The organism is Metabacillus lacus, assembly GCF_009674805.1.
GTDB lineage: Bacteria > Bacillota > Bacilli > Bacillales > Bacillaceae > Metabacillus_C > Metabacillus_C lacus.
In genome coordinates this window covers 1-18,035 of the sequence record NZ_WKKI01000059.1, presented here as the reverse complement: position 1 = coordinate 18,035, position 18,035 = coordinate 1, and the positions used below count along the sequence as shown (strand labels likewise).

At 42.9% G+C, this 18,035-nt stretch carries 14 protein-coding genes; 12 read left to right on the top strand and 2 right to left on the bottom strand.

The genetic code is table 11. The annotated features are described in order from the left end of the window. The first annotated feature begins 685 nt into the window (after positions 1-685). Positions 686-2,143 (top strand): protein adenylyltransferase SelO, encoded by a 1,458-nt coding sequence (locus tag GJU40_RS18510; protein WP_154309537.1) that lies wholly within the window; start codon positions 686-688, stop codon positions 2,141-2,143. 80 nt (positions 2,144-2,223) lie between these two features. On the opposite strand, the gene GJU40_RS18505 is transcribed toward GJU40_RS18510, so the two are convergent. Next, a complete protein-coding gene (locus GJU40_RS18505; RefSeq protein WP_154309536.1) occupies positions 2,224-3,321 on the bottom strand; it encodes an SDR family oxidoreductase in 1,098 nt (365 codons plus the stop codon). A 155-nt stretch (positions 3,322-3,476) separates the two neighbouring features. Between GJU40_RS18505 and GJU40_RS18500 the strand changes: the two genes are divergently transcribed. Then, a complete protein-coding gene (locus GJU40_RS18500) occupies positions 3,477-4,262 on the top strand; it encodes an SDR family oxidoreductase (protein WP_154309535.1) in 786 nt (261 codons plus the stop codon). A gap of 83 nt (positions 4,263-4,345) precedes the next feature. Here GJU40_RS18500 and GJU40_RS18495 read toward each other — a convergent pair whose 3' ends face one another. Further along, positions 4,346-5,998: a M14 family metallopeptidase gene (locus GJU40_RS18495; RefSeq protein ID WP_154309534.1), complete on the bottom strand. Its 1,653-nt coding sequence runs from the start codon at positions 5,996-5,998 to the stop codon at positions 4,346-4,348. Positions 5,999-6,378: 380 nt separating this feature from the next. Between GJU40_RS18495 and GJU40_RS18490 the strand changes: the two genes are divergently transcribed. The 10 genes from GJU40_RS18490 to GJU40_RS20870 form a co-directional block, all read left to right on the top strand. After that, positions 6,379-8,007: a choice-of-anchor I family protein gene (locus GJU40_RS18490; protein WP_154309533.1), complete on the top strand. Its 1,629-nt coding sequence runs from the start codon at positions 6,379-6,381 to the stop codon at positions 8,005-8,007. A gap of 518 nt (positions 8,008-8,525) precedes the next feature. After that, complete coding sequence (locus GJU40_RS18485; RefSeq protein ID WP_154309532.1) at positions 8,526-9,611, top strand: Fe(3+) ABC transporter substrate-binding protein; 1,086 nt, start codon at positions 8,526-8,528, stop codon at positions 9,609-9,611. 249 nt (positions 9,612-9,860) lie between these two features. Further along, a complete protein-coding gene (locus GJU40_RS18480) occupies positions 9,861-11,501 on the top strand; it encodes an ABC transporter permease (protein ID WP_154309531.1) in 1,641 nt (546 codons plus the stop codon). After that, positions 11,501-12,160 (top strand): ABC transporter ATP-binding protein, encoded by a 660-nt coding sequence (locus tag GJU40_RS18475; RefSeq protein ID WP_154309530.1) that lies wholly within the window; start codon positions 11,501-11,503, stop codon positions 12,158-12,160. The genes GJU40_RS18480 and GJU40_RS18475 overlap by 1 nt, the downstream gene beginning before the upstream one ends. A gap of 53 nt (positions 12,161-12,213) precedes the next feature. After that, positions 12,214-12,660 (top strand): DUF4385 domain-containing protein, encoded by a 447-nt coding sequence (locus GJU40_RS18470; RefSeq protein ID WP_154309529.1) that lies wholly within the window; start codon positions 12,214-12,216, stop codon positions 12,658-12,660. Between the two features lie 1,337 nt (positions 12,661-13,997). Further along, positions 13,998-14,615: an acetate uptake transporter gene (locus GJU40_RS18465; protein WP_154309528.1), complete on the top strand. Its 618-nt coding sequence runs from the start codon at positions 13,998-14,000 to the stop codon at positions 14,613-14,615. Positions 14,616-14,720: 105 nt separating this feature from the next. Continuing rightward, positions 14,721-14,915 carry a YwbE family protein gene (locus tag GJU40_RS18460; RefSeq protein ID WP_154309527.1) on the top strand — a complete coding sequence of 65 codons (195 nt, stop codon included), beginning with the start codon at positions 14,721-14,723 and terminating at the stop codon, positions 14,913-14,915. A gap of 219 nt (positions 14,916-15,134) precedes the next feature. Then, positions 15,135-16,478 (top strand): sodium-dependent transporter, encoded by a 1,344-nt coding sequence (locus GJU40_RS18455; protein WP_343031621.1) that lies wholly within the window; start codon positions 15,135-15,137, stop codon positions 16,476-16,478. A 232-nt stretch (positions 16,479-16,710) separates the two neighbouring features. Further along, a complete protein-coding gene (locus tag GJU40_RS18450; protein ID WP_154309526.1) occupies positions 16,711-16,884 on the top strand; it encodes a hypothetical protein in 174 nt (57 codons plus the stop codon). A gap of 147 nt (positions 16,885-17,031) precedes the next feature. After that, a partial coding sequence (locus GJU40_RS20870) for a hypothetical protein (RefSeq protein ID WP_212029900.1) occupies positions 17,032-18,035 on the top strand: 1,004 nt, incomplete at its 3' end.

Genomic DNA, 18,035 nt, shown 5'->3' with positions numbered 1-18,035 from the left:
TTTGTCCTTCATCGGCCTTATGAAGGACATTTCTCGAGCTGTAGCACTTAATTTTGTCCTTCATCGGCCTTATGAAGGACATTTCCCACGCTGTTCCACCCGAATTTGTCCTTCATTGCCCCTATGAAGGACATTTCTCGAGCTGCAGCACTTACTTTTGTCCTTCATCGGCCTTATGAAGGACATTTCTCGAGCTGTAGCACTTAATTTTGTCCTTCATCGGCCTTATGAAGGACATTTCCCACGCTGTTTCACCCGAATTTGTCCTTCATTACCTTGATGAAGGACAGTTATACATATATAAACGGAGGGTTTCCGCCTATTCAGAAAAAATAACAAAAAACAACCGAAATAGACGGCGGATTTCCGTCTAAGCACATAAAAAACCTTGAAATGGAGTATTTTCAGCTGCTTAAACGGAATTCATTCCCTTATTCTCTCAAAAAAACGGCCTATTCAGGATACAACCGGAATTCCTACGCTTATTTATTCTTTGTTGTGACGGGGGGTGCCATGTTCCACTCATTATAGTCCTTCCATCACCTTATGAAGGACATTTCTCTAGCTGTTTCACCCAACTTTGTCCCTCATCGCCCCTATGAAAAAAACAACAGTAAATGATAACTAGGCCTTTTTAAGAAGGGTATAATATTGAATAAGAATAAATAGCAGAAAGGAAGATTCTATGACTAAACAGCCTGGCTGGAAACTTAAAAGCAGCTATACAGCACTGCCTGAAAGATTTTACTCCATTATAAAAGTAAACCCTGTCAGTTCACCGGAGTTGCTTGTATTAAATGCTCCGCTGGCTGAAGAGCTCGGACTTGATGACGAAGCACTTCAAAGCGAGGAAGCAGTTGCTGTTTTTGCGGGCAATGAAGTTCCAAAAGGCAGTGTGCCGTTTGCACAGGCTTATGCCGGCCATCAATTCGGTCACTTTACGATGCTTGGAGACGGGCGGGCGCTTATGGTCGGTGAGCAAGAAACTCCAGAAGGCAAGCTGTATGATATTCAGCTTAAGGGCTCAGGCCGCACCCCTTATTCCCGCGGAGGAGACGGGCGCGCCGCTCTTGGGCCAATGCTCCGGGAGTACATTATAAGTGAAGCGATGCATGCGCTTGGCATTCCAACTACACGCAGTCTTGCAGTTGTGGCAACTGGTGAGCCGGTCTACCGTGAAACTGCCCTGCCGGGTGCCATTATGACACGGGTTGCCTCCAGCCACATCAGAGTGGGCACATTTGAATATGCTGCAGGAGGAGGCTCGGCAGAAGAGCTTAAGGCTTTGGCAGATTATACTTTAAAGCGGCATTTTCCGCATGTGGATACTGACGGAGATCAGTATTTGTCGCTGCTGCGGGAAGTGGTGAAGGTGCAGGCGTCCCTGATTGCCAAATGGCAGCTTGTCGGATTCATTCATGGCGTCATGAATACTGATAATATGACAATTAGCGGAGAAACCATTGATTACGGGCCATGTGCCTTTATGGATGCCTATGATCCTGCTACTGTGTTCAGCTCAATCGATGCTCAGGGCAGATATGCCTACAGCAATCAGCCGGGAATTGGCGGCTGGAATCTGGCCAGATTTGCTGAAGCGCTGCTTCCGCTGCTGCATGAAGATCAAGAGGAGGCCGTGAAACTTGCACAGGATGCGGTTTCAGAATACCCCGAGGTGTTTCACCAAAATTGGCTGAGCGGCATGAGGGCAAAACTCGGTCTTTTCAATGAAGAGGCCGGGGACAAAGCACTAATTGAAGACTTGCTCAGCATGATGCATGAGCAGAAAGCAGACTTTACAAACACTTTCAGGGCTCTTGCAGAAGGGGAATTGGAAGAAATTCAAATAAAGAATGATGAAGGCTTTCAAGTGTGGCATCAACAATGGAAGGAAAGGCTGGGCAGACAGGAAGAAACCGAGGAAGCTTCAGCACGGCTGATGAAAAGCAGCAATCCTGCTGTGATTCCTAGAAATCATATTGTTGAAGAGGCGCTGCAAGCAGCAGTTGAGGAGGGTGACCTCACTGTCCTGGGACGTCTTCTTGATGTCCTTCAAAACCCGTACGAAGACAATATGGAAAAAGACTACTGCAGACAGCCTGCGCCTGCAGGGATGCCCTATCAAACATACTGCGGAACTTAAGATCTTCAGGCTCCAAGAAAAAATGCTGCCCTTAAAAAAGAGCAGCATTTTTTCTATCTATCGGTGCAAGAGCACTACGTTTATTTATTTTTGCCGCGAGCCATTGCCCAGATGGAAGCACCGATTCCGGCCAGAGCCAGAGCAGTTGCGACAGGACGTTTGGTTGCTTCAACATAAAGACTTTTATCTCTTACCCAGCCAGAGTTGGTTCCTCTTTCGTGCATGCCGTAGCCTGGGTCATACAGGGCACTTTCCTCTCTTGGTTTGGAAGGTCTGTCATCATGCTGTGTACGGTACATCGTAAGCTGAATCCATTTATCCATCAGGCGCGGCGCAAGTCTTCCGAAGGTTGCCAGAAATTTTGCCTGCCCGCCGACAAATATGTCTCTTTTAGGATGCTCTGCGGCAAAAAGAATTGCCTCAGCAACTACCTCAGGAGTGTACATCATGCCTACATGAGCAGGCTGTTTTTCAAGATAGCTGACCGCATGTTCATTATAAGGAGTATCAATTCTGCCCGGGTGTATTAACGTGACAGACACAGGTGCTTTTTCTTTCTCAAGCTCCATGCGGATGCTTTCTGTCCAGCCATGGAGAGCAAATTTTGCCGACGCATACGTTGACTGAACAACTGTACCTCTGTCTCCAAACAAGCTGCCGATATTGATTAACGCTCCTGGAACGCCTCTATCCTTGAAATGCTTTACAGCTATTCTTGTGCCGTAAACAACACCCCAGAAATTTGTTTCAAACATATGGCGCATATCAGCGATTTTTACGTCCATAGCATTTCCGTAAATAGAAACTGCGGCATTGTTGACCCATGTATCGAATCCTCCAAATTCTCGTTCCGCAGTATCGGCAATTTCCATGACATCTTCTTCAATCCCGACATCCGCCACAACATACACTGCCTGGCAGCCTTTGCTGCGGAGTTCGTCTACAAGCTGCTTTAGCGCATCTTCATTTCTTGCGGCTGCGACTACTTTTGCGCCCCTGGCAGCTGCCATGCGTGCAGTGGCAAGACCGATTCCGCTTGATGCACCGGTAATGACAACTACCTGCTCATGCAGCTTTTTTAAATGAAGATGGGTAAATACAGCTTTACTCGCCTGTTGATTCTTGTTTGTTTCCACTTGATTTTGTACTGATAGTATTTCTTCATCCAACTTTTGCATGACTGCTCCTCCTTAGATAAATTCCCTATCTTTACCCTTCCCCAGAGGGTAAAGCATTAAACTTTGTATCTGATTTCCCAGAGCAGCCTGAAACGTTTTGCCCAGAAACAATAAGGGAAACTGCAAAAATACATTCTTTTCAGGAGGGGATTACTATGGCAAAAACAATATTTATTACAGGTGCTGGCAGCGGACTTGGCCGGGGAGCAGCCATTGGATTGGCAAAAAAGGGACATCACATTATTGCAACGACAGAAATTACCTCCCAAAAAACAGATTTATTAAGAGAGGCTGGGGAGCAGGGCCTTCATATGGAAGTTTTTAAGCTGGACATTACAAATCCGCGCGATCGGGCGCAAATAGAAGATTATGATTTTGATGTGTTTGTTGCAAATGCTGCAATTAATGAAGGAGGCCCCCTGGCAGAAGTGCCGATGGACCGATTTCGGGAGCTGTTTGAAGTAAATGTCTTCGCAACGCTGGAAACCGTCCAGATTGCAGCCAGGAAATTTGTTGAAAAAAGAAGCGGAAAAATCATCTTTATGAGCTCGATGGCAGGTATTTCAGCGACCCCTTACGTTGGACCGTATACTGCAACGAAGCATGCAATTGAGGGAATTGCTCAAACCATGAAGCCCGAACTGGAACCATTTAACGTAAAAGTTGCAACAATCAATCCAGGTGCATACGATACAGGCTTTAATGACAGAAGTGCAGAGGAAAAGTGGAAGTGGTTTGACTCTGAGGAGAACTTTACAAGCAAAGAAGATATGAAAGAGCAGGCTGAGGGATTGAAGGATCAGTTTGATCCTGAGGAAATGATTCAAAAAATGATTGAAATTATTCCGATGGATAACCATAAATTCAGAACAGTTTATCCTCAAGAAACAGAGCAGCAGCTCAAAGAAACAGAAAAGGAACGCTGGGAGATGGACATATAACGGAGAGAGCATCGCCTTTTTGAAACAAAGTAAGAAATTTCCCTTAATAAAAGAGGTGCAATCTGCACCTCTTTTATTTGTATCTATTTCAAGAACGTTTTCATGTTTGATTTTTTAGGATCTGCCGTGAAACGGTAGATTGGCAGTTCCTTTCCTATCTCGGAAGGAATATAGCTGAAAGTGACATAGCTGTCAACTGATTCCGGCTCGAGAGATAGAGATAACAGATTTGTTTGCGGCTGACCTGTTAAGAACACATAGCTGCCTTTCGGGAAGGTGACGGTCTTCTTAGACACCTGAGTTTCAACATCAACAAGCTGCCTGTTTTCATATTCTCCCGCATTTTCTTTTGCTGTTACCAAGAAGGATTCCGCCGGCAGTTTCACATTTGCTGGAAGCTTAAAGCCTGTTAATCCTTGATTTTTCAGCTTTTCAGCAATTCCTTCATTCCCTGGCATCAGCAGATACGCTGTAGGTCTTTCTCTTACTAAAGTTGGTTCTGCTTCAGTGGCACTGAAGTATTTGACAGGAATATCCTTAACAGTACCTGTAGCAATGTCGACTACACCCAGAGTTTGCCCGGCAAGTTCCTTATTTTCACTATCAATAATGATTGGATCACGGTCATTTGGCACTAATCCTTTCTGAACTAGTGAAAGTCTCTCCAGAGAAACCGTATTTTTGATTTGGCTGGCATGGTGAGCTGTTTGTTTTAATAGTTTCTCATGCGTTGCAATTTGTGCACTAACACGCCGCCCAAAATCTTCGCGACCAATTCCAATTCCTCGGCTCTCTACGAGAAATGAGAAGGAAGGATAAAGACCAAAAGAGTTGCGTCCGATTCTCGGTTCTGTGGATCCTTCAATTACATTGATTTCTCCCTGGCTGTCCCTGCCGGCTGTATAATAAATCTCACCAGTAAACCCTTTTTGCTCCAGGTCGCTTAATGTAGGATTAACGTACAGCGAATCGGACATTGTCCGGATTTTTTTCGGGATATTAAGGTTACGCCCTGACTGAATAAGAATGTCATAATAATTCAGTGCCCCTTTTTCTCCAACACGGCTAAAGGCACTATTGCTGACAGAATATTCGTGGGCATCAATGACGACTTCAGGAGAATACTTATTAAATTCCTTGTGGATGGCTTTCACTTCTGGTGATTCCAGTTTAATGTGATCGCGATTACCATCCAGTCCGTTAGCCAGTTGTCTTGTAAAAGCATATGAGCCGTCAGGGTTGACCCTTGGGACAATAATCACATTGATTTTATCAAGAACTTCCTTACCTAAATCTCCAGTTAGTCTATTAGCTAATGCCAGAATAGACTCGCCGCTGGCCGGCTCGTTTCCATGAATTTGGCTTTGTACCCAAACAATAGGTTTTTTTGATAATATTCCAGGCTGAATTTGTTTGTCCTTCGTAAAATAAAGGGCAGGGATCGCACGGCCTTCCTGTGATGTTCCGATTGTTTTGACTGTCAAATAAGGACTCTTGGCTTCAAGATTTCTTATGTAGGAGAACATTTCTTCCTGAGAAGTAAAAGAATCGCCGCTTCTTGAAAAAGCAGGTGTTCCATCCTTTACTTCCAGTTCGGGAAAAAGGTGTCTTACTTGTTCAGGCTGAGTATAGCTTTTTCCATAATAAGGAGTTTCCGCTGCTGAAACTGCGGGGGCCATAAGAAAGGTGGCAGACAGGAGTACAGGGATTGTACATTTGGATAAAAGCTTTTCCATCTTTATTGATTCCTCCTCTACTTTTCAAGTTAATGATAGAGTCTGTCGGAAGAGATGTCAAAATATTTGGAATAGTACAAAACTCACTGTTGCTTATATCATTCAATCAAAAAAAAGAAGCAGCTAGGGAATAGGTTTTGCTTTTCAAACAAAAACAAACCCTTCAAAAAATTAAACGGAGTAATGCTCACTAATTTCGGTTCATTTTTCTATTGAAAAAATAGGTATTTTGGGACAAGGGAACCGTCCCTCTGTCCCGGAACCGTCCCTCTGTCCCGTTTTACAAAATCTTATCAGAATTGTAACACAATTCTCCTGTTTTCCATCTTTTCTGCATGACATAATATCCCTTGTAAGAAACAAAAAGGGAGGCTTAATCAATGTTGAATCGAAAAAACATCATTAGTCCTGTATTAACATTCAGTCTGCTTGCAGGCATAATCCCGGTAAGTGTTCATGCTGAAAATGCTCCCGTACAGCAATATCAATTTGAGACAGGCAGCATGAATGGCAAGCTGCGCCATTTGGCCAGCTATCATACTGGATTAAGCAGCAGTGACGGTGGAGTGGCAGAAATTGTTGCCTATAATTCCGATAACCATAAAATGTATCTTGTGAACGGTGCTGCACAGTCTGTAGACATCGTCAGCACTAAAAAACTTTCTTCATCAGGAAAACAGACAGAACTAAAGCTGGAAAAGCGTCTTCAACTGAATGAGATGGGCAAAGAATACGGTTTTTCAGTAGGAGATATTACAAGTGTGGCTGTGAATACAAAAGAGAAAATCGTTGCTTTGGCTGTTCAAGGTAAGACCTACACGGACGGCGGATACATTGTCGCAGTTGATTATAACGGGAATTATATGAAGCATTTTTCTGCCGGTGTACAGCCTGATATGGTTACCTTTTCACATGACAACAAATACCTCCTTTCAGCAAACGAAGGTGAGCCGCGAGAAGGTTACAATGCTCCAGGTGCTGTAAATCCCAAGGGAAGCATTACGGTGATTGACCTGAAAAAAGGAATAAAGAAGGCCCAGGCTGATACGATTGGATTTGAGGCATTTGATTCTGAAAAAGCAAAAGCAAAGCTCATCGCCGACGGTGTGCTGCTTAAGCCGGGGACTAAGCCTTCGGAAGATTTGGAACCGGAGTATATTGCAGTATCTGAAAACAATAAATATGCATATGTGTCTCTTCAAGAAGCCAATGCCATTGCTGTTTTTGATCTGAAGGCCCAAAAATTCACAAGCATAAAAGGACTTGGCTTCAAGGATCACAACCTTCCAGGAAACGAGCTTGATGCACTTAAGGATGGCAAAGTACTTCTTGAAAACCAGGATTTACACGGTGTGTATATGCCTGACGGAATTGCATCCGCCAAAATCAAAGGGAAAGATTATATTTTTACAGCAAACGAAGGCGATGCAAGGGAATGGGGAACCAAGCCGTATTCGTATGCGGATATTGCCTTTTACACACTGCCAGGCACACAGTATAAGATTGACAGGCTCCTGAACAGCGAAAGAGAAGGTCTGGATGCTGACAAAACCTATATTCTTGGAGCCCGTTCATTCTCTATTTGGGAAGCAAATACTATGAAACAAGTATTTGACAGCGGTTCTGATTTTGAAAGAATTACAGCGGAACGTTATCCTCAGGCGTTTAACTCATCTCACGGCAAAACGGAGCTGGACTCCCGAAGCGGAAAAAAGGGTCCTGAGCCTGAAGATGTTAAAGTAATGAAGATAAAAGGGAAAACATATGCTTTCATCGGCCTTGAAAGAATCGGCGGAATCATGGTGTATGATGTAACAGATGTTCATAACGCCAAGTTCTATGATTATATTAATTTAAGAGATTTTAACGGAAGCAGTGTTTCCACAAGCGGCTCCCTTGGACCGGAAGGCATCAGCCTTGTCGAGGCAAAGGACAGTCCAACCAAAACGTCTTTGGTGCTGGTGGCAAATGAAGTTTCCGGAAATGTTGATATGATTGAAATTCGATAACAGCAGCTTTTCAATAAATCCATAAGCTAGTGGTGCCGGGAATAGTGAGTGATTCCCGGCTTCTTGCTGTTTGTAGTGTTTCATCATCTACGGATTCTGAATTGATTAACAGCAACAGAAAAATAAAAGGAGCCTTTCCGGTTAATGAAAAAACAAGGCTTATTTAAGGGGAAATAAGGGGAGTTATTTCCGTAATGCCCATAAAAAGCCCCGATTTCATGCTGATTTAGGCCAATAGAAGAAAATTCTCCGTCTATTTAGGGCTTTTTTTCTGCTATTTTTTCAATAAGCGGAAATGTTACGTCTATTTGTCATGCTGACTGAGATCCCTCAGCATGTCTATATTGCAGCCCCAAACCGTTCAAGCCTTTCAAAAAATAACTATGAGTGTAAGTGCTGGAATAGTTGTCACTCTTCTTAAAAAATGAAAGCGTTAAAAAACGATTGACATGATAATGATTATCAACGATAATGATATTGAGAATCATTATTACTTACATACAGGGGGCTGTCAACATATGTTTAAGAAGGTATTTTCATTGAGTTTAGTACTTCTGCTTGCATTAGCTGCTTTAGCTGGCTGCGGTAACACTGGGCAGAATAATTCTGCTTCTGAAAATCAGACAGAAGAGAAGCAGGAAACACAAGAGCCGGGTGAAGTGAATTTGTATACGAGCAGACATTACGAGTCTGATGTTGAACTTTATAAAATCTTCGAAGAGGAAACTGGCATTAAGGTAAATGTAGTGGAAGGAAAGGGCGATGAGCTTTTGGAGCGCCTGAACATGGAAGGCGAATCTACTGAAGCCGATCTTTTCTTTACTGCAGATGCGGGAAATCTTCACACTGCGAAAGAATCTGGTCTTTTCCAGACTGTTGAAAGCAAAATCATTGAAGAGAACATTCCTGAAAAACTTCGTGATGAGGATGATCAATGGTTTGGGATGGCAAAACGGGCACGTGTTCTTGTTTATTCCAAGGATCGTGTAAAGCCTGAGGAGCTATCAACCTATGAAGCTTTGGCAGAGCCTCAATGGAAAGGAAGAGTCGTAGCCCGTCCTTCTGAGAATATGTATAATATCTCTTTGCTTTCTTCCCTTATTGAGGTAAACGGAGAAGAAGATGCAAAGGCATGGGCAAAGGGCTTTGCTGAAAATATGGCGAGAGAGCCACAGGGGAATGACAGAGATCAGGCAAAGGCTGTCGCAGCTGGTGAAGCCGATGTGGCCATCATGAACACTTACTATATTGGCTTAATGCTGAATTCTGAAGATGCTGAGGAAGTAAAAGTAGCAGAAAATGTAGGAGTCTTCTTCCCTAATCAGGAAACGACCGGAACACATATTAACGTCAGCGGCATTGCTGTCACAAAGCATGCTAAAAATGCTGAAAATGCTGTGAAATTTATCGAGTTCCTATCTAGTGAAAAAGCTCAGGGACGATTTGCAGAGGTAAATTATGAGTATCCTGCAAACCCAAATGTTGAGACAGCTGAGCTGCTGAAATCATGGGGTGACTTTAAGGAACAGGACATCTCATTATCAGTGCTGGGCAAAAATCAGCAGCAAGCAATTAAACTGTTTAATGAAGCAGGCTGGAAATAAGTATATTAGAAATGCTCCGCAGCTGCGGAGCATTTTGTTTATGATTAGAGCTCCAGAGTCAAAATAAACCAGTCAGGCTGAATCTTAATAAATTTATCCCAATATAGTCGGGCAGCGTAACATTAGTACAGCAAAGCAAATAATGTCATCCCCTATTACTCTTATAATAGGATTCCATTGAGAATGATAATCGTTTATAATGAAATAGATAAACAGTTTCGCAGGATTTGGGATAAAGGATGGACAGCTATGAAATTTTTAAGACGAATAAAGCAGCAACTGAATATTTGGTTTTTGCTCAGCATTCTATTTATCTCAATCATGCTAATTCCCAATTTCATCATTGGCGTCCAGATGTTTTCGGAGCCGAATGAAAACTGGAGTCATATTAAAGAATATTTATTGAAGGATTATGTTTATAATACGGTCGTCATTTTGTTTTTTACAGCTGCAGCAGCGACTTTGATTGGAACCAGCCTGGCATGGCTGCTTGCTGTATATTCTTTTCCGTTCAGCAGATTTTTCAAATGGGCGCTGATCTTGCCTCTGGCTGTTCCGCCTTATATTGCTGCCTATACGTATCATGGGATTGTGAACTACACAGGTGTCATTCAGTCTACCCTGAGGAATTCTTTTGATATAACAGTGAACCAAAGCTATTTTAATATCATGAATATTCAAGGTGCAGTGTTTATCTTTACCATATGCTTGTATCCCTACGTGTACACCATCACAAGGGGGTTTCTGCAAAATGAGTCATCTTCTGTGATTGAGAATGCCAGGCTCCTGGGGGCCGGACCTATCGGGGTATTCTTTCGTGTAGCACTGCCAATTTCACGAGGAGCAATTGTTGGAGCCGCCACACTGGTCATTTTGGAAGTGCTGAATGACTATGGCGTTGTCAGCTATTTTGGCATTCAGACCTTCAGCACTGCTATTTTTAGAACCTGGTATGGCATGAAGGATCTGGATTCTGCATTAAAACTCGCGGGATCTCTCATGATCCTGGTCATTTTTGTGCTGATTTTGGAAAGAATTCTTAGAGGCAGAAAGCGATTTGGCTATACAACTGCAAAAATCAGGCCTATACAGCCGAAAAGGCTGACAGGTATAAAAAGCTGGGGAGCCGCAGCCTATTGCTTGGCCATTTTCTCCGTTGCTTTTATAATACCGGTTCTGCAGCTGCTGAGCTGGGCCACAATGACGTATGAAAAGGTACTGAACGCAACATTTCTTACTCTGGCATGGAACTCTGTTTTTGCAGCTTCCATTGCTTCGGCATTGATCTTGTTGATTGCTCTGGTCATTTCGAATTATACCCGCCTTCATCAAGGCGTTATCCCGAAAATCATATCCAGGTTAACCACGCTTGGGTATTCAATTCCGGGGGCAGCAATTGCAATTGGCGTTATTTCACTGTTTCTTGCTTTGGATCAACAGCTGTACAGCATGCTCAGCCGTATCAATATGGAGCCTGCCATTGTGTTGAGAACCAGTCTGGTTATGCTGATTTCTGCTTATATTATTCGCTTTCTTGCTATAGGATTTAACTCGATTGAATCCGGTTTTGATAAAGTCGGGAGTTCTTTTTCAGAAGCGTCCAGAACACTGGGTTCAAATTCTTTGCAAACCTTCTTCAGGATTGATATTCCTATGCTGAGAGGTGCCATTTTCAGCGGCTTTATCCTGGTGTTTGTGGATATTTTAAAAGAGCTTCCGCTTACTCTGTTTTTGCAGCCCTTTAACTTTTCCACCCTGGCCACACAGGCTTTTAAATATGCAAATGATGAAAGAGTTCAGGAGGCCTCGGTTGCTTCCCTGCTGATTATTGTGATTAGCGGCTTTTGTATTTTTGTCTTTCATAAATTATTGGAAAAGGAGCACAGCTGATGTTTATTCAAATTCAAGAACTTCTGTATAAGTACAGAAATGCCAAGGAAGAAACAATTAAAAACTTCACTCTCAGCATTAGCGATGGCGAAATCGTCTCCATTCTCGGTGAAAGCGGAAGCGGGAAAAGTACGCTGTTAAGGCTGATAGCAGGCTTGGAAATTCCAGCTGCCGGAACTATTAAGATTGCCGGGAAAACAGTTGTGGATAACATCCGGTTTACCCCTCCTGAAAAGAGGGGAGTAGGCATGGTGTTTCAGGATTATGCTCTATTTCCCCATATGACCGTTGAGAAAAATATCTCATTTGGGTTAAAGGGAACCTCCAGGGCAAATAAAAAGATGCGTGTGGAAGAGATGCTGAACCTTGTAAACCTGCAGGGCTATCAGAAGCGCTATCCCTATGAATTGAGTGGAGGACAGCAGCAGCGTGTTGCCCTGGCAAGAGCACTGGCTCCAAAGCCTTCCTTGTTAATATTGGATGAACCGTTCAGCAACCTAGACGCTAATCTGCAAAAGAAAATTCGTGATGAATTGAGAGATATTTTAAAAGCAACAAAAACGACGTCCATTTTAGTGACGCACGATGAAGCGGATGCCAAGGCGCTTGCGGACAGAATTGTGTATATGAAAGATGGCCGGCAAATAAAAGCTTCATAAGTTTGAAGGGTGTCATCCCGTGGAAACATAGAGGAAAAAAGGGTGACGTGGCCATGCCTTTTGACTATTCACTAGACTTTGATACTATTGATTTCCGCAAGCACCCGGAGCTTTACAGGGTTGGCCGGGGAGAGCAGGGTGTGCTTCTTGTTGAGCCTTACAAAAGTGAAATTTTGCAGCACTGGAGATTTAAAACTCCTGATATAGCAAAGGAGTCTTCAGAAAAAATCTATCAGATGTTTTTGGATTATAAGGAAAATAATGATTTTGTAGGAATGGATATGGCGAGGAAATTTATTCAGATGGGCTATACGAGGGCCCGCCGCTATACAAATTACAAAGGCGGCAAAAAGTATGATGAAGATGGTAATGTAAATGAACGTCAAATCGATCCGGTTAAAGCCGAATCAGCCTCTATTTTTATGGAAAAATGGAAGCTTGCCAGAGAAGATAAAGAATATCTGGCTTTGAAGAAGGAACATCAGAAGAAATACGGATAAGTAAGTAAATGGACATTAACATACGTGAGAAGCCCATTGAGACAGGGCTTCTTTTTGTTTGTTACAGCGAGAGGCTCATAGGAAGGGCTGCTTTGCTATAGTATCTGGGAGTTTTTCGAAGATAGTAGAACAAACGGGGCCGCTTTGTTATAGTAACTCGAAGATAGTAGAGCAAACGAGGGTGCTTTGTTATAGCATCTTGAAGATAGTAGAACAAACAGGGCTGCTTTGTTATAGTATCTGGGGTTTTTCCGAAGATAGTAGAACAAACGGGGCCGCTTTGTTATAGCAACTGGAAGATAGTAGAACAAACCCGGCCGCTTTGTTATAGCATCCCGAAGATAGTAGAACAAACCCGGCCGCTTTGTTATAGTATCTCGAAGATAGTAGAACAAACCCGTCCGCTTTGTTATAGCAACTCGAAGATAGTAGAACAAACCCGTTCACTTTGTTATAGCATCTCGAAGATAGTAGAACAAACCCGTTCACTTTGTTATAGCATCTCGAAGATAGTAGAACAAACGAGGCTTATTCAGGTACTCTTTCAGTTTCATGAAGAACAAAATATCTGACGGGGGTGTCATACAGATCCTATTTTCGCCTTCTGCAAAGCTGACGGTCAGCGCAGGAAAACGGATTAAGCCCGTATGATTGTGTAAAAAGGTAGAGTCATATTATTTACCCCCAGCAACAATATTTTCACCGAAGGAAACCATTCCGTTTAAAAGGATTGATTATGAATTTAAATCCACAAGACACCTTCCATCCTAAAAAAGGAAAAATAAGAGTAAGAATTCCGGTTAAATTCAAAATAAGTTTTTTTAAAAAGGAAATTAGGGAATAAATTCCGCTTAAACTGCTGAAAACACTCCATTTTAAGGGTTTTTAGGTGCTTAGACGGAAATCCTCCGTTTATTTCAGTCCATTTACTCTGTTTTTTTTGAATAGGCGGAGTTCCTCCGTTTATATATGCATAATAGCTTTCGCAAGACGCCTTTCCTCCGTTTATATATGCATAATAGCTTTCGCAAGACGCCTTTCCCCCTTTTTGAAAAAACAATCTTTTCCTATTTAGTTATGTCGAATACATGTAACTAATTTACACGATTTTATGAACTGACCGAAAATAGTATTGCTGAATTGAAAACTGATTCAACGTTGCTTGCAATAATTTAATTGAAGATAGTTTTCCCGTGAAAATTTCTCCAAGCTTATCATAAATAGAGTGCAGGTGCTTGCGAATTCAGTGCTGCTTCAGCGCTCGACCAATATGTGTTATTGACACGACCTGAAAAATCCTATAAATTACATAGGTATGTTTATTTTAGGAGGATAATATGGAAACTCAGAATACACAACAAGTTAAAATTACAACTGCTGATCCTTCAGCGATAGGTTTGTTCGGTCTTGCGATGGTTACGCTTGTAGCTTCTTCTCAGAAGCTTGGTCTAACGGACGGGCTTTCTATGATTCTGCCATGGGCGTTTTTCCTTGGCGGGCTGGCACAGCTGTTTGCAGCAGTGCAGGATGCCAAGCATAATAATATTTTTGGAACAACTGCGTTTGGTGCGTTCGGCCTATTCTGGTTTGGAGTTGGCATGAGCTGGATGATTCAGCTTGGCTTCTTCGGAGAAAACCTGGCGGCTAATGCAGATCCCCGCCAGCTAGGCATAGCATTTCTCGGGTACCTGATTTTCAGTATCTATATGACAATCGGTGCACTTGAAACACATAAAGTATTATTCTTTATTTTTGTTTTTATTGATCTATTATTTATCGGCCTTTTCCTCAGCTCATTTGGTATTATGCATGATGCAACGCATATGCTTGCTGCTGTGGCTGAGCTCTGTATTGCGCTTTTGTCATTTTACGGATCGGCTGCAATTGTACTGAACACTCATTTTGGCCGTGTGTTCCTGCCAATTGGAAAGCCATTTGGTATTTTCAAGAAGTAAAAAGTGTTTAAAGCAGCCTGCAACTGTCTATAAAGGTAAGAAAGATTTCATTGCTTTCTTGCCTTTTTTTCATATTCAGGGTGGTCTAAGTAAAGGAGTGATAACATGGATGGTACGAATAGAAGCAGTATAAAAATTGGTTCTTCGGTAAAGGTTGTTCAGAAGCAGGATCAGCGGACTGGAAAGCTGACAGAAGGAATAGTAGAGAAAATACTGACAAACTCCCCGACTCATCCCCACGGAATTAAGGTGAGACTTGAAGGCGGGATTGTTGGAAGAGTGAAAGAAATATTGAATTAACAGAGGCCCTGCATGATGCAGGGCTTTATTATATAGAATATAATGTGAGCTATCTGCAGCCATCTAAAAGCCCATATAGGGCAGAATGGGCGTAAGGTTGAAAACAGGCAGAGAAAATCCATCTGATGTACAATATTTGAAGAATGTTAGAAATCTGCATTACTTACCTGATATGTGGGAAGTTAGCAAAATTTTAGATACAGAGAAGGGTGCATCTTAGTGGGTCAAAATAAAAGAGAGCAATGGGGCTCAAAATTTGGTTTTATTATGTCATCTGCCGGTGCCGCAATCGGGCTGGGCGCTATTTGGAAGTTTCCTTATGTAACAGGTATGAGCGGCGGGGGAGCTTTTTTAATGTTATTTATCCTATTTACCATTCTGATCGGCCTTCCGCTTGTTATAGCTGAATTTATTATTGGAAGAGGGGCACAGACAGAAGCGGTCTCTGCTTACCGGAAGCTATCGCCAAAAAGTTCACTAAAATATACAGGTGCTTTAGGCGTAGTGGGAAGCTTTTTACTATTATCGTTTTATTCGGTGATTGGCGGCTGGGTTCTTATATACAGTATATTGGCCCTCGGCGGCAGGGTAATTGGGAATGGTGCTGATTATCCCGGGCTTTTCGAAAGAATTACCGGAACTCCGACAATAGCACTTCTTGGTTTGGCTGCCTTCCTGCTGATTAACATTGCAGTCGTTTCTCTAGGTATTCAAAATGGAATTGAAAAAGCAAGTAAATATATGATGCCGCTTTTATTTGTGTTCTTTGTGATGCTTGTGATCAGGTCGTTAACCCTTGAAGGTGCTATGGAGGGCGTCAGGTTTTTTTTATACCCTGATTTTTCAGCAATTACCCGTGAATCTGTCCTGTACGCTCTCGGGCATTCTTTCTTTGCACTGGCCGTAGGCTTTTCCGTGCTGGTGACATACAGTTCTTATTTAGGCAGGGACGTAAGCCTTCCTTCTTCTGCAAACTCTGTTGCTTTTATGAATATATTTGTTTCACTGCTTGCGGGGCTGGCAATCTTCCCTGTTGTTTTTGCTTTCGGAATGGAGCCTGCCCAAGGGCCGGGTTTGCTGTTTATGGTGCTGCCTGCGGTATTCTCGCAGCTGCCGTTCGGCGAACTGTTTCTCGCAGGATTTTTAATACTCTTTCTGTTTGCAACACTAACATCTTCCTTCAGCATGCTTGAAATCATTGTGTCTGCCTTAACAGCGGGAGGAAAGCGGACAAGAAGAGCTTCTACGTGGAGTTTAGGAGTCGTTCTTTTTTTTGCCGGCATTCCGGCTGCACTTTCCTTCAATGTCCTGGAAGGAGTCCTGCTGTTTGGCAGAAGCATTTTTGATCTGACAGATTTTCTCGTCAGCAATATACTTCTTCCTCTCGGGTGTCTGCTGATTTCCTTATTTGTTTCCAGACGAATGGATCCGAAAATAACAGAAAAAGAATTTATGGTCGGCAGCATTTCCTCAGGGTATTACATCGTGTGGCGCTTTCTCATAAAGTGGATTGTCCCGGCAACCATCATTCTCGTTTTTCTTAACAGCTTAGGAATTATGTAAAATAAGTACTTTACTGCTGCCTTTCCGGGCAGTTTTTTTTGTGAATTTATGAAAGAATCCTACTAATTCTGCTATTGAATAATCATTTTTAAAAGTATTCAGTATTCCTCATGTTGAACGGGTGGCTGAGAGGAGCAAAGGCAATTTCCGCTCTTTATCTGATGAAATCCCCCACAACAAATGAGGTACTCTTAACTATACTGCTAAGGAATTGAGCAAAGGGGGGATACGCATGAAGGAGAGAAAGCTTGCCAAAAGAACGGAAAAGCTGGAAAAGTTGAATCAAGAACTAAGCGCTTTGGAAAATAACGAAGAAAACCAGAAAAAAAGAGAAAAGTTGTCTGCTAAAATTGAAAAGCTTGAAAATAAGTTAGCTGAGAAACCTGCTGAAGAGCAGGAAGGATAATATTCTCATGCAATAAGCCTTTCCCTATCCGGAAAGGCTATTCGTCTAGTACAACTTTAAAATTCTACTGTTTTTTGGTTATTGCTCCTAGAGCATTGCATCCCTAATTTAAATAGAATGTAGTGTATCTTGGAAGGAGGAAGTTAATTGGCTCGCGAAAATCATCGCCATGATAAAAGAAAACAACGTCTACACGACAGATTGAATAGCCTGAAAGCTAAGATGCAGGAGCTTCAAAGCAACCCTGAGAATCTTCCTGCAGCTATGTTGAAAAGAAAAAAGAAAAGACTTCACGATAGAATTAAAGAATTAGAGTATCAGTTAAGTACAAATGTAAATGTTGATGTTGATGTAAATAATGATGCCAGTGCTGACGCAAACTCAGACTCAAATGCGGAGGCGGATTCAGACGCTGACGCAAACTCAGATTCAGAATCGGATGCGGATGCAAACGCTGATGCAGATTCAGAATCGGATGCGGATGCAAACGCTGATGCAGATTCAGAATCGGATGCGGATGCAAACGCTGATGCAGATTCAGAATCGGATGCGGATGCAAACGCTGATGCAGATTCAGAATCAGATGCAGATTCAGATTCAGAATCGGATTCAGAGTCAGATGCAGAATCGGATTCAGATTCTGATGCAGATGCAGAAGCAGATTCAGATTCGGAGTCAGATGCAGACGCAGAAGCAGATTCAGATTCGGAGTCAGATGCCGATGCAGAAGCAGATGCAGACGCAGAAGCGGATTCAGACTCAGAATCCGACGCAGATTCGCATTCTCAGTCAGACGCCAGATCAGAATCAGAAGCAAATGCCGAAGCGAATGCTGAAGCCAATGCTGAAGCCGATGCAGAAGCAGACTCCGATGCAGAAGCAGACTCCGATGCAGAATCGGATTCAGAAGCCGATGCCGATGCAGATGCAGAAGCGACAGCCGATGCCGAAGCGGATGCAGAAGCCGATGCAGACGCAGATGCAGACGCAGAAGCAGATGCAGAAGCCGACGCCGATGCCGAAGCTCATGCAGACGCAGACGCCGACGCAGAAGCCGATGCCGAAGCCGATGCAGACGCAGAAGCTGACGCCGACGCCGAAGCTGACGCCGACGCTGAAGCTGACGCCGACGCAGAAGCCGACGCCGACGC